A 13,169-nucleotide genomic window follows, 5' to 3' on the forward strand; every position below is an offset into this window, starting at 1 on the left:
CATCACTGCGACATCATCGAGACAGGGAACGAAAGCTGGCGGTTCAGGAACCGTAACTGAACCTCTCTCCAGATCCATACCTGCCCCGGCCTGTCTCCTGAAGCCGTAGGCGTAAGGAGACAGGCCGGGCCTTCAACAGGGGGTTAATATTGCATGCCGATCAGGGGTTATTTTTGAGTGCCGATTGACAGACCGAATATGGCGCAAAAGGTGAAGACCCCGAGGAAGCTGCCAATCGCGTCGCATGGGCGGCAGTGAAGCGTAAATACGTCAAGGATGGTAACGTCTGGGTTGCACGGAACGATGCCTGACCGGTATCACCTGTTGTCATGCCCGCCGGATCTGTAGTGTTTCAGAAGCATCTGCCTGTCCTCAGGAGGAACGTATCATTCACGCGAACTGGTCAAACAGATCGACCACGCTGGCGGGTGCATCCGGTCCAAAAAACAGGGCCAGATTCTGCGCGGACCAGCGCGCCATTTCGTGGCTTCGGGGAAAAAGCACCGTCTCATAGGCCGCCACAGCCGCGTTCATGTCATCGGGGCGGGCGATGAGCGATTGGCCGAGTTCCACGCCGTCATACAGGGCAAGGTTGGCCCCTTCACCCGCGAACGGAGACATGAGATGTGCGGCATCGCCGATCAGGGTCACGCCGGGTCGGTGCGGCCACCGCAGTCCGGGCGGCAGGGTATGGATCAGGCGGATCGCTGGATCGGCAGTACTGTCGGTAATGAAGCGTGTCAGGTGCGGTGCCCAGCCCGCAAACTGCCGTGCGATAATACTTAATCCCGTGCGGATATTACTAAAATCAATGGAGCTGAGCCATGTTTCTGGCCGGTTCAGTGCCACATATCCCGCCACACTTCCATCGGCATTGCGATGCACGATGATGCCCTTGCCCGGCGCCACCGCCATCAGGGTGCCCGTGCCGATTATCGCACTATGCGCGTCGGCCACAGGACATGCGATCTCGATAAAGCAGGTGCCTGAATAAACGGGCCGGGCAGGGGTAAGAAGCGCCCGGACTTTCGACCAGGCACCATCAGCACCGACAAGCAGATCCGCTGTGGTTCTGGTGCTATTGGCAAAAACGATCTCATGTCGCCCATTGGCAACTGACGATACAGACATGACCTTATGGCCCCAGCGGATCGTGACAGGAGGCAGGGAAGCGATCAGCATGCGGCGCAGTTCGCCCCGGTCAACTTCGGGGCGCGGGGATCGGGTCTGTCCTGCCCGGTCAAACAGGATGGTCCCGTTCTTGTCCACAACGCGCTTCGCATCCTCGCCGGGACGGACAAGGCGGCGGAAAGCGTCATGCAGGCCAGCTGCCTTCAGCGCGCGCTGGCCGTTATGTTCGTGGATATCAAACAGGCCGCCCTGTTTTCTGGCGGCGGGTGATATCTCGGCCTCGTAGACCGTGGCCTTGATCCCATGCAGGTGCAGGATACGGGCAAGGGTCAGGCCACCGAGGCCAGCCCCGATGATCGCAATGGTCCGTCGCATGATCGCGCTCCATGTGTCGCATCGGCATCGGCTAATGCGGGCTATGTTTTTCGGAGACGCTGGCCGATCATGCCACGGCATGAAGGACGTATGTGCGACAGCCTTGGAGCCTGAAAGTGGGCACGGACAGTCGTTTTTCGCGGAAGCCGGGCATTACAGGAAACCGGACGTGTCTGCAAGGAACGGCGGCTCAGACAGATCCATCACGCGGGTGAGGGCCCTTTCAGGAATATACCCGATACAACTGTCAGGCTGGCTTCTGCGCCCCGCGCAATTACGATGCCGACGCCCGTGACCCGGCGATGAGAATATCGACAAGGCGCTTCGCACTGGTCTCCCAGCCGGGGCCAGCGGCGTAGTTCGAAACACCCGCCAGGGCGCGAAGCAGGTCAACCGGTTCGATTTCCGCGTTGAAATCTCCACTCGCAACGGCAGCCGCCACAAGCTTCTCGATCGCACCCTGCAGGACCATGCCGGACTGGGCGTAGAGCGTGCCCGTGCCGCCCGCCAGCCCGTTGAGAGCGGGGGCGATCACCAGCTTGGCGGCAATATAGTCAACAAACAGCCGCATCCACGCCCGCAGCGCCTCCACGGGCGAATGCTGGGCTGCAAGGACCGGTGCCGCATCGGCAAGGCGGTCGAGTTCAGCGCGATAGACCGCCTCGATCAGCGCATCGCGATTGGGAAAATGGCGGTAAAGCGTGCCGATCCCCACGCCCGCACGCCGGGCGACCTCATCCAGCGGAATATCGGTTTCCCCCGCCGTAAAGGCGGCTTTGGCCACGTTCAGCAGGTTTTCCCTGTTGCGCTGCCCATCGCTGCGCGGGCGGCGGCGTGGCTTTTTTTCGTCGGTCACCGGTTTCCCTCTTGTTAAACGGAGCAATCCTCCGCATATATCAAGCGGAGCCATGCTCCATATAACATCCCGCAGGCCATTTCGGCAAAAAATGGATGCATCCTTTCAGGGAGTTTCCCCATGACACAGATTTTTGGCGCAAGCTCGACAACGGACGATGTCCTCTCCGGCGTATCGCTGAGGGGCAAACGCGTGCTTGTAACCGGCGTTTCCGCTGGTCTGGGCGTTGAAACTGCGCGCGCCCTTGCCGCACATGGCGCCCATGTGGTGGGTGCCGCACGCAATCTGGAAAAAGCAGAACAGGCCACCACGCAGGCCCGCGCGGATGCGGCGCGTGGGGGCGGAAGCTTCGAACTGGTCGCCCTGGACCTTGCGGATCTGGGCAGTGTCCGCGCCTGCGCCGATCAGTTGAACGCGGTCGGTCTGCCCTTCGATCTGGTCATTGCCAATGCAGGCGTGATGGCCACGCCATTCGGCCATACAAAGGACGGGTTCGAGACGCAGTTTGGCACCAACCATCTGGGACACTTCGTCCTCGTCAACCGCATTGCGGGGCTGATGCGCACCGGCGCCCGACTGGTCAACGTATCCTCGGCCGGGCATCGCTTTGCAGACGTTGACCTGAACGACCCGAATTTCGAGCATACGCCATACGAACCATTCATCGCCTACGGGCGTTCCAAGACCGCCAACATCCTGTTTGCCGTGGCCTTTGACGTACGGCACCGTGCGCGCGGCGTGCGCGCAACAGCGGTGCATCCGGGTGGGATCCTGACCGAACTGACGCGTTACATGCCAGCAGGCGGCATTGAGGCGATGGTGACGCGGATCAATGAACAGGCTGCGGCTGAAGGCAAACCGCCGTTCCAGTTCAAGACCATTCCACAGGGGGCGGCTACGGCAGTCTGGGCAGGCGTGGTGGGGGCGGCTGATGCCGTCGGCGGCCATTACTGCGAAGACTGCCACGTAAGCCCGGTCGTGCCCGATGACCAGCCGATCAGCCTGGTCAGTGCTGGCGTGCGGGCCTACGCGGTTGATCCCGCGCATGCCGAAGCATTATGGACAAAGAGCGAGGACATGGTCGGGGAGAAATTCTCCTGAGTCACCCGTAGCCCTGTTTGTGGCATAATGGGCGGACCTGACACCCCGACTGACATTTTACTGATATGGATGACCCGGGCGCGCAGGGGGATGACAGATGTCTCCCTGCGCTTCCGTGCGAGGATATTGAATGCGCCTTGTTGTTTTCGGCCTGCCCCTTCTTGTCGTGATCCTGAACTGGCTCTGGCCGTTGCCGCTTCCGCTGGGGCTGAAAGGGGTTGCTGCGGCACTGGTGGTCGTGGCCGCACTTTACCACTACTGGTCCCGGCTTTCCTCGGGTTCCATCTTTGCCCCGGAATTTCCCCGGCCTGTCATTATCCTGTTTAACTGGGCATTCGGGGCGATCGCGTTTCTCATGCTGTTCCAGATTGCACTTGATATTGGTGCGCTGCTGGTTGCGCTGGTAACGTGGCAGCCGGTGCGAATCCCGGTCGCCGCGCGGGCGGCCGTGGGTGGTCTTGCCGGGATGCTTTCTGCAATCGGCGTTGCCAATGCGCTGCGGGTGCCCCCGGTCAGGGATGTGAGTGTGACCGTTCCCGGCCTGTCGCCAGCATTTGACGGCTATCGGCTGGTCCAATTGACCGACATGCATATCAGCCGGCTGTTCCCCGCCCGATGGGCAAGGGCGGTTGTCGAGCGCACCAACGCGGCCGGTGCGGACATGATTGTCGTGACGGGCGATTTCATTGACGGCTCGGTGGCCATGCGCCGTGCTGACGTGGCACCGCTTGCGGGGCTATATGCGCCGGATGGTGTGCTGGCGATCCCGGGAAACCATGAATATTTCTTCGATTATGGCGACTGGATGCAACACCTGTCGGAACTGGGCTTTCACATGCTGCTGAACCGCCATGTGGTCATTACAAGGGGAGGGACCGGACTGGTCATTGCCGGGGTTACCGACCGGTCAGCACCCGCGCATGGGCAGGCTGCCCCCGATCTGGCTGCCGCCCTTGCAGGGATTCCTGCCGGTGCCCCGGTCGTGCTGCTCGATCACCAGCCCGGGGACGCGCGTGAAGCTGTCGTAAGCGGCGTGGCCCTGCAACTGTCAGGGCATACGCATGGCGGGATGATTGTTGGCCTCGACCGCCTCGTTGCGCGCGGCAATAACGGGTTTGTCTCCGGACGCTATGATGTGGGGGGCATGACGCTTTACGTCAGCAATGGCACCGGGCTGTGGCCGGGCTTTGCGCTCCGGCTGGGCAGGCCATCCGAGATCACCCGTTTCACTCTGCGTGCGGGATGAGGGGAGGAACTTTATCCTGTACTTGAAAATTTCAATATTCTAATGCGCTTTTCTGTGTCGTTCGGGTGATGGATCCTGTCCGTCCCGTCCTGCAGGGTGCCGCCTCTTTTTACGCAGTGAACGCGTATACGCGTAGTATGACCGGCTGGACCATAACTTCGTCGCCCGTGAGGATGAGACCGCGCTGAGGAAAAAGCGTGATGATATGGTTTTGAACGCCATATCCAACGAGATGAACTACCATCAGGGCAAGAAAAAAACCGGTTTGCGCGATGGGAAACGATGATGAACTGGCCTGAACAGCTCGGCCTGACAATTCCATTGGTACAGGCACCGATGACAGGTGTCTCCACTCCAGCCCTTGCCGCCGCTGTATCCCAGGCCGGGGCACTTGGTTCAATCGGAGTAGGGGCCGCTGGTGTTTCAGTCGCGCATAAAATGATCTGTCAGATACGCGAGCAGACGGCGGCCCCCTTCAACGTCAATCTGTTCGCGCATAAGGCACCGGAAATCGACCAGGCCCGTGACAGGGCCTGGCTGACATGGCTGAAACCGCTGTTTGCCGAGTTCAATGCAGTCCCGCCAGGCAGCCTGCATTCCATATACCGAAGCTTCAATGATGATCCGGACATGCTCGACATGCTTGTGCATATGAAGCCACCGGTCATCAGTTTCCATTTCGGGCTTCCTTCGCCTGAGAAGATTTCGGCCCTGAAGGCGACAGGTGCTGTTTTGCTGGTAACAGTCACCAGCCTGGAGGAAGCCCGCGCCGCCGAAACCGCAGGGATGAATGCGATTGTAGCGCAAGGGATCGAGGCAGGCGGCCATCGTGGCATTTTCGATCCGGCGGGTCACGACGATGCTTTGGGAACATTCGCCCTGACCCGCCTTCTTGTGCGCAAATGCCGCATTCCGGTGATTGCTGCTGGCGGTATCATGGATGGAGCAGGCATGGCGGCTGCCCTTGCCCTGGGAGCCGTCGCCGCACAGATGGGCACGGCCTTTATTCTCTGCCCGGAAACGGACGCGGACGAAGCGTACCGAAAGGCTCTGGCGGGACCAGCCGCGTTTCATACACGCATGACCGATCTCGTTTCAGGACGGCCTGCGCGCTGTCTTTCAAACCGGTTTACGAGCCTGAGTGACAGTGTCGGCATTCCACCGGTTCCCGATTACCCCATTGCCTATGATGCGGGGAAAACACTCAACAAGGCCGCCAGAAACTGTGGTGAAAGTGGTTTTGGTGCTTATTGGGCCGGACAAGGGGCTCCACTGGCTCGGGCTATGCCAGTGGGTCAGCTCATGGACAAGCTGAAGGAAGAACTGCACAGGGCACGTTATTTAAAGACATAATCGCCAACCTGCCCGGTGTTGCCAACTTCATTCAAAACTGGATAGTACGGTTCGAGATCTTGGGGTGGATGTCGAGGACGCTCTGGCTCTGTCGGAAGCCACTGATCTCTGAAATCGAATATGCCTCAGGAATTCTCTACCTCCTCCCCATGTGTACATGTTATGATGACACATAAGGAGGAGACCATGAGCGAGCATTTTCCAGATAACGCACCATCCCCACAGAAAATCGGTGTTCGGGAGTTCCGGGGAAACCTGACAGCTTATCTGCGTCAGGTCAGACAGGGTAGCACGATCCTCGTGACGTCTCACGACCAGGTTGTCGCTGAACTGCGTCCGCCGGCTCCTTCCTATCGCCCCCGTCGTCAACCAGGCGCATTGCGCGGGCGGATCAGAATGAGCGAAGATTTTGATGAGACACCATCGGACATTCTTGAAAGCATGGAACGTGACCTGTGAAGGTTCTGCTCGATACGCATGCGTTGCTCTGGTGGCTTTCGGACTCCGACCGGCTGGGTGAGAACGCACGAGAGATCATTGCAGATCCGGCTCATGATATTCTGGTGAGTATCGTGTCATTATGGGAGATTGCGATCAAAATCCGTATTGGAAAACTGGATGCGGATATGAACGACATTCTGGCAGCCATTCCTGAGGAAGGTTTCTCTCTACTGCAAATACAGCCCGAACATCTGCAAATCCTTATGTCTTTGCCTCTGCATCATCGTGATCCGTTTGACCATCTCCTGATGGCGCAGGTGCAAGCTGAACACGCTACATTCTTTTCGGAAGACGGACAAATGGATCATTACCCCATCAAGCGAATACGCTGTTCGTGAAGCAGAAACTGCCGTCAGAATACGCCTCATCCCAGACATATTTGTAGCAGGAGGACTATCCACATTGCAGACATGACTAGAACGTGTCGATTTGCGTGGAACGGACATTCAACTGAATGTGCCAGTGCCTCGTTTCCCAAAGGATCATGAACCGCAGGTCGACATGATAGAAGCCACAATTTATATATTAACAGACATCATGCTGTGACTAAATACTCTTCTTTGAATGTCAAACGGGGCTCAAGTGCCTCTCCTGACAGGAGCCATGTCAAGAATGACGGAAACGTTAGATTGGGGCGATATCACGCTGCGGCTTGTTGCAGCGCTGGTGGCAGGGATGGTCTTTGGCCTCAATCGTGATGAGCACGGACGTCCGGCCGGTCTGCGCACGACCACGCTGGTCTGCCTGGCGGCATGTCTGGCCATGCTACAGACGAACTGGCTTCTGGGCACGGTGGGTAAGGCTGCGGATTCATTCGTGACACTCGACCTGATGCGGCTTCCGCTTGGTATTCTGTCGGGCATGGGATTTATCGGTGGGGGTGCGATCCTGCGGCGTGAAAATATGGTCCTGGGCGTGACCACGGCGGCGACATTGTGGATCGTCACGGTCCTTGGCCTGTGCTTTGGTGGTGGGCAGATGGGACTGGGTATTGCTGGCACCGTCCTCGGCTTTGCCGTGTTGTGGGGACTGAATTTCGCTGAACGGGCCTTGCGTGAGGACCACCGTGCGGCACTTGTTGTAATTGCGGATACGCAGAACCCGGCAATCTGCGATCTGGCGCGCCAGTGTATGGCCGTGTCCATCCAGATTGCCGGACAGTCCATCGCCTATTCCGAACAGGGCGAAAAGGCGGAAATGCATTTCGATCTGCGATGGCGGGGACGGCGGCGTGATGTGGGGCCCCCAGCCTTCCTATTGCAACTGGCGCGGCACCCCGGCGTGCAGGCCGTGCAATGGAAACCGGTCGGTTTTATCGGACTATAGCCAGAAATCCTTCAATTCCGATCATGCGATACGACGCCATGCGCCACCACTCGCCCGGACTGTCGCGATGTAGCCACCATATCCCATCATAACAATCCGCGGGCCATTCCTGCAGCGCGGGCAGCGACTGCGGCGCAACGATGGCTTTTGCCAGTGCCGCGAGGCCCTGATGCTGCCAGCAGACCAGTGACGTGCCCTCCAGACTGGCCAGAACGGCCCCCAGTTCGCGTTCCTGATGCAGCGACCAGCGCAGGTCGACAGGGCAATGCAGCGTTTCCGATAGGGGCTGGACCGTCTGTTCGGGCCGTCGGCTATGGCCGCCACCGGGACGGAAGGCGGACGCAAAAATACGATCAGGGATCGGCAGAAGTGGAGATGTGGTCCCCACAACCGTGAAAAAGACGGGCAGTTCCTTCGCCCGCTGCCAGCCGCGCCGACTTAATGAATGGGGATCGTCCCGCCCGTAACCATCAATTCCGGTTTCATGACGGCGTCCATCCGGTTTTTCCGCGTGGCGTATCAGCACGACGTTTATGGATGTCATGATGCCGGTCCGTCTTATCCACCATTTCCGGCTGTCGTACGGTCAAGTTCCTGCGTTGATACGATCAGAAGCTGGTTGGTAAACCTTCTGGCATAGAAATCGATGGTCGAATCATGGGTCTCATCCACCGAACTGTAAACGGCATCTGACACGACAACGGTCCTGTAGCCCCGGTCAATGGCTTCCAGCGCGGTAAACAGGACGCAGAGATCCGTCTCGCCACCCGTCAGTATGATGGCCGTCGGATCATGGCGCCTGATATGCTCCCGGAACGCTGGTGAGCGCCACGCGGAATAACTGTTTTTGTCAAATACGGTATCAGGTGACGAAAACACCGATAGTTCCGGCACAAGTTCAAGTATGCGGGGATCAAGTTCAGCACGCGTCATCTGGTGCCAGTGCTCATAATATTCCCGCCACGCCCCCGGCGCTTCATCAGCACGCAGCGGGGGAATGAAGCGCGTAAAAATGGTCCTGTCCCTATACCGCCGTGCAATGGAGACCACATTTGGCAAGACGCGGGCCATCCAGGGCGCATGCCACGGTGTTTTTTCACGAAACATGTTCTGCATATCTACACAGACGTGAAGCCAGCGGCCACCGTGCAGAAAGCGTTCCAGACTCATCCCAACGTCTCCTTCATCCGCCTTGCAGGTTCAGGCACCCGGCATGATGGGCAGATTGCGGTACCGCCTGCCGGTCGCATGGAAAATGGCGTTGGCAATGGCGGCCGCCGTCCCGCACATGCCGATTTCCCCAATACCCTTGACGCCAAGGGGACTGACTTCATCATCGTGTTCATTCACGAACAGCACGTCCATGTCCGGAATATCGGCATGGGCGGGAATATGATACTCGGCAAAATTGTGATTCATGAACCGGCCGACACGCTCGTCCATCAGGGACTCCTCATGTAACGCCATGCCGGTCGCCATCACCATGGCGCCACGTATCTGGCTTGCGGCTGTTTTCGGGTTCATGATCCGCCCGGCGGCAACGGCATTGACCAGACGGGTCACGCGCACGGTGTCCAGTTCCGGGTCTACGCGCACCTCGCAGAACACCGCGCTATGGGTGAAGCGGGCCTTGCGCATCTGGCTGATTTTTCCCCTTAGTCCCGGTTTCGCGGTCTCCTCGGCTTCAAGAACATCCTGCCCGGTCAGCGACAGGGCATCAGACAGGGACAGGCTGTCCTGCGCATTTTCGTTCATGCCATGCAATGCGCCGCCTTCCAGCTTCACGCTGTCCTGTCGTGCCCATGATGGCGCATTTTTGCATCTGGCCAGCGCCGCGAACAGTTTCGTGCGCAGGCTGTGGCACGCAAGCCAGACCGCCGCACCGGCAGAGGCAGCCGTCCATGACCCGCCTTCCGTCGGGCATTCGGGCAGGGCGGAATCCCCCAGTTCGATATCGATCCGGTCCAGCGGCATGCCGAACGCCTCCGCCGCGGTCTGCGCCAGTATGGTATAGGTCCCGGTGCCAATGTCGGAAGCCGCCGTGGCAATATGCAGCCGTCCATCCTGACCCAGCCGGGCACGGGCGGAAGTGGGGGAGAACATGGCATCCCATATGCCCGTCGCCATGCCCCAGCCGACCAGTTCCCTGCCATCACGCATGCTGCCGGGGATCATGGAACGGTCATGCCAGCCGAAATGCTGTGCGCCCTGGGCCATTGCGTCTCGCAGCGCCTTGCTGGTCAGGGGCATGTCATGCATGGCGTCAATATCGGAATAATTGTGCAGACGGAATGCCAGCGGGTCCATGCCGCAGGCATAGGCCATCTCATCAATGGCCATTTCCAGCAGGTTGACGCCGGTTGCCGCACCCGGTGCGCGCATGTCGCTGGACGTATAGGTGTCACGCGGTGCGACCTTGTAATCAGCCGTGGCGTTCGGGCATCTGTAATTGATCAGTCCCCAGATGACGATGTTTTCCATATTGTGCTCGAAGCGCGACGTATCGGTCACGCCTTTGACAATCATGGACTGCAGGGTGCTGTCCCGGCTGGCGCCAAGGGCGATGTCCATGACGGCTTCGGGGCGGAAGGCGTGAGTGAACATCTGCGGTCGTGTCAGGGTCACGCGCACCGCCCGTTTCAGCATTTTTGCGGCCAGCGTGGCAAGGAAGACATTGTACACCGCCCGCAGGCCCGAACCGAATGCGCCGCCTACATAGGGATTGCGCACACGCACCTGATCCTTTGACAGGGAAAGGGCGCTTGCCAGATAGGCCTGCACCGCCTGCGGGCCCTGTGTCTTGTCCCAGACCGTGAACGTGCCGTCATCTTCCACGATGACGGTCGTGGCGTGCATTTCCATCGGGTTGTGGTGTTCGGGCGCCAGATGATAGCGACCCTCGGTTTTTACCGCGCTCAGCGCATAGGCTGCGGCAGCGTCGCCGCGGGGTTTGGGCGGCACGTAATTGCTGCGTGTTTTCGATGGCATGTATTTCTGGTGCAGGGCAACTTCGAAATTCGCATTGTGCGGCCATCGTTCATAATCGACCCTGACCAGCATGGCCGCTTCACGCGCAGCCTCGAATGTTTCGGCAAAGACGACGGCGACGGGTTGCCCGTTGAAGTGGATTTCACCGTCATGCAGCGGCCTGTAGGGCGCACCAGGTACGCCCAGGCCGTCCATGTACGATTTTTCGAACAATGCGGCATGGGGGCGGTTGAGGTGGGTCATGATTTCGATCACGCCGGGAACCTGCCGTGCCCCGGTGTCGTGAATGGTTTCAATCCGCCCGTGTGCAATGGGGCTGTTGACAACGACGCCATACAGCATGCCCGGCGGGTGGGGCTCGGCAGCATATTTCGCCTGTCCGGTTACTTTCGCAACACCATCGATCCGGGAGACAGGTTGCCCGATATGCGTGGATATGACGTTCATGGCTGCGTATCCTTCAGCGAATGGTCTTGTCTGTCTGGGATTGCGGCGTGCCGGCTGCCGCCTGCCACAGCGCGCGTTCAATCACGCGCGGGGCGAGCCTGATCTTGGCGGCGTTGTCACGGTCCGCCACAGCCCCATGCAGAAGCCGTTCGGCAACATCGCGGAACAGCGAATGCGAAGGCGGCCTGCCGTCCAGCAGCGCCTCGGCTTCCGGCACGCACCATGGTTTTGTTCCCACGCCACCCAGCGCGATGCTGCCGCACGCGATCCGGCCGTCTTCCATATGCAGACCCACGGCCACCGAGACGATTGCAAACGCAAAGGACAGCCGGTCACGGATCTTGAGATAGGTATGATGCGGCCCGAACGGTGCGGGTGGCAGGTCGATGGATGTCACGATTTCACCTGGCTGCAGGATATTGTCGCGCCATGGCATGTCACCGGGCAGGCGATGATAGTCACGCACGCCAACCGTGCGCCCGCCATCCGGTCCATGCAGGTTGACCGTGGCGTTGAGTGCTGCGAGGGCTATGCACATGTCGGACGGGAAGGTGGCGATACAGGCGTCACTGGTACCCAGCACGGCCATGATCCGGTTGCGGCCGCCACGTGCGGCGCATCCCGTGTCGGGCGAACGCTTGTTGCATGCCATGGCGGGGTCATAAAAGTAATGGCAGCGGGTTCGTTGGTTCAGGTTGCCGCCATTGGTGGCCATATTGCGGATCTGCGGGCTGGCCCCCGCCAGAATGGCCGAGGCGAGCAGGGGATACCTGTCGATTACAAGGGGATGGGCCGCCGTATCGGCATTGGTGACCAGCGCGCCAAGGCGCAGGCCGCCATCGGGCCGGTCTGCTATATCGCGCATCGGCAGGGATCCGATATCGATAACATGGGTCGGACGTTCGACATCCGATTTCATGAGATCGATCAGGTTCGTCCCACCTGCAAGGAAGCGCGTATGTTCGGCATTGCGGCAGGCTTCATCGAAAGTGGTGGGGCGGGAATACGAAAAACTTCTCATGCCGCCTCTCCCGCCTGGTTGCGGTGCTGCCGGCTCACGACCTGTTCGATGGCATTGATGATCCCGTTATAGGCGCCGCAGCGGCACAGATTGCCGCTCATGAATTCGCGGATTTCCGCGCGGGAATGAATATGACCTTCCTCAAGCAGGGCAATGGCCGACATGATCTGCCCCGGCGTGCAGTAACCGCACTGGAAGGCATCCGCATCGATGAAGGCCTGCTGCATCGGGTGTAACCGACCATCCTGAGCGATCCCCTCAATGGTCGTGACTACGGAATCGGGGATTGAGACGGCAAGGATAAGGCAGCTTTTGACCCGCTTTCCATCCACCAGCACGGTGCAGGCTCCACATTGGCCATGATCGCACCCTTTTTTCGTGCCGGTCAGGTCAAGCCGCTCCCGCAGCAGGTCGAGTAACGTGACGGAAGGCGGCAGATCGGCAGAGTAGTCCTGGCCATTGATCTGGAGGCGACACGGGACGGCGACAGACTCACGGGTCATGGGAACTCGCTCCGGTGGATATCTGGTTTTGTCTGGGTCAGTTACAGGGTTTAAGGCATCAGGGGGCTGCCGGTTGCGCCTTCATGCGTGAAAAGGGATGCATGAAATCTTCACTGGCGTGGCGGCGGGCTGGCGGCCATCACCATGGCCAATGCTTCTTTATTCTCGATGTCGGGAGGATGAGCCCATATCAATATACATCAGGTAAATACCGGAACTGTTGTATAAAAATTTTTTGGACATGATATTGAAAACGTATCTGGAGCGGCCTATCCGGAAAACGCTGGTATAGTATTGTATTATTCAGGTAAATGCCGGTGA

13 protein-coding genes and 1 pseudogene are annotated in these 13,169 nt (G+C 59.2%); 7 read left to right on the top strand and 7 right to left on the bottom strand.

The window, feature by feature from the left end; genetic code table 11:
* Positions 1-206 precede the first annotated feature (206 nt).
* Positions 207-311 (top strand): annotated as a pseudogene (locus CFR76_RS18500) (ChaB family protein); the annotation flags it as partial.
* A 79-nt stretch (positions 312-390) separates the two neighbouring features.
* Here CFR76_RS18500 and CFR76_RS14035 read toward each other — a convergent pair.
* A complete protein-coding gene (locus CFR76_RS14035; protein ID WP_025440081.1) occupies positions 391-1,506 on the bottom strand; it encodes an FAD-dependent oxidoreductase in 1,116 nt (371 codons plus the stop codon).
* Between the two features lie 274 nt (positions 1,507-1,780).
* A complete protein-coding gene (locus tag CFR76_RS14040; RefSeq protein WP_025440080.1) occupies positions 1,781-2,362 on the bottom strand; it encodes a TetR/AcrR family transcriptional regulator in 582 nt (193 codons plus the stop codon).
* A gap of 120 nt (positions 2,363-2,482) precedes the next feature.
* Here CFR76_RS14040 and CFR76_RS14045 point away from each other — a divergent pair, with 120 nt between their 5' ends.
* From CFR76_RS14045 to CFR76_RS14070, 6 genes are all read left to right on the top strand, one after another.
* Entirely contained in the window at positions 2,483-3,463 is a 981-nt protein-coding gene (locus CFR76_RS14045) for an SDR family NAD(P)-dependent oxidoreductase (protein WP_025440079.1), read from the top strand.
* Between the two features lie 130 nt (positions 3,464-3,593).
* Entirely contained in the window at positions 3,594-4,709 is a 1,116-nt protein-coding gene (locus CFR76_RS14050) for a metallophosphoesterase (RefSeq protein WP_025440078.1), read from the top strand.
* Between the two features lie 282 nt (positions 4,710-4,991).
* On the top strand, positions 4,992-6,062 hold the full coding sequence (locus CFR76_RS14055) for an NAD(P)H-dependent flavin oxidoreductase (protein ID WP_235721266.1): 1,071 nt from the start codon (positions 4,992-4,994) through the stop codon (positions 6,060-6,062).
* A 120-nt stretch (positions 6,063-6,182) separates the two neighbouring features.
* Complete coding sequence (locus CFR76_RS14060) at positions 6,183-6,521, top strand: type II toxin-antitoxin system Phd/YefM family antitoxin (protein ID WP_025440076.1); 339 nt, start codon at positions 6,183-6,185, stop codon at positions 6,519-6,521.
* Complete coding sequence (locus CFR76_RS14065) at positions 6,518-6,901, top strand: type II toxin-antitoxin system VapC family toxin (RefSeq protein WP_025440075.1); 384 nt, start codon at positions 6,518-6,520, stop codon at positions 6,899-6,901. Before CFR76_RS14060 ends, CFR76_RS14065 begins: the two co-directional genes overlap by 4 nt.
* 274 nt (positions 6,902-7,175) lie before the next feature.
* Positions 7,176-7,889, top strand: a complete 714-nt coding sequence (locus CFR76_RS14070; protein ID WP_025440074.1) for an MgtC/SapB family protein — start codon at positions 7,176-7,178, stop codon at positions 7,887-7,889.
* On the opposite strand, the gene CFR76_RS14075 is transcribed toward CFR76_RS14070, so the two are convergent.
* The 5 genes from CFR76_RS14075 to CFR76_RS14095 are packed head-to-tail and all read right to left on the bottom strand — an operon-like array spanning position 7,876 to position 12,848.
* Positions 7,876-8,433 carry a hypothetical protein gene (locus CFR76_RS14075; RefSeq protein WP_025440073.1) on the bottom strand — a complete coding sequence of 186 codons (558 nt, stop codon included), beginning with the start codon at positions 8,431-8,433 and terminating at the stop codon, positions 7,876-7,878. The two genes, CFR76_RS14070 and CFR76_RS14075, sit on opposite strands and share 14 nt — an antisense overlap.
* 14 nt (positions 8,434-8,447) lie before the next feature.
* On the bottom strand, positions 8,448-9,059 hold the full coding sequence (locus tag CFR76_RS14080) for a cysteine hydrolase family protein (protein ID WP_039736186.1): 612 nt from the start codon (positions 9,057-9,059) through the stop codon (positions 8,448-8,450).
* Positions 9,060-9,089: 30 nt separating this feature from the next.
* Entirely contained in the window at positions 9,090-11,324 is a 2,235-nt protein-coding gene (locus tag CFR76_RS14085; RefSeq protein ID WP_025440071.1) for a xanthine dehydrogenase family protein molybdopterin-binding subunit, read from the bottom strand.
* Between the two features lie 13 nt (positions 11,325-11,337).
* A complete protein-coding gene (locus CFR76_RS14090) occupies positions 11,338-12,345 on the bottom strand; it encodes an FAD binding domain-containing protein (RefSeq protein WP_025440070.1) in 1,008 nt (335 codons plus the stop codon).
* A complete protein-coding gene (locus CFR76_RS14095; protein WP_025440069.1) occupies positions 12,342-12,848 on the bottom strand; it encodes a (2Fe-2S)-binding protein in 507 nt (168 codons plus the stop codon). Before CFR76_RS14095 ends, CFR76_RS14090 begins: the two co-directional genes overlap by 4 nt.
* Positions 12,849-13,169: the final 321 nt, after the last annotated feature.

It is taken from the genome of Komagataeibacter swingsii, from assembly GCF_003207895.1.
In the GTDB taxonomy this organism is placed as follows: Bacteria; Pseudomonadota; Alphaproteobacteria; order Acetobacterales; family Acetobacteraceae; genus Komagataeibacter; species Komagataeibacter swingsii.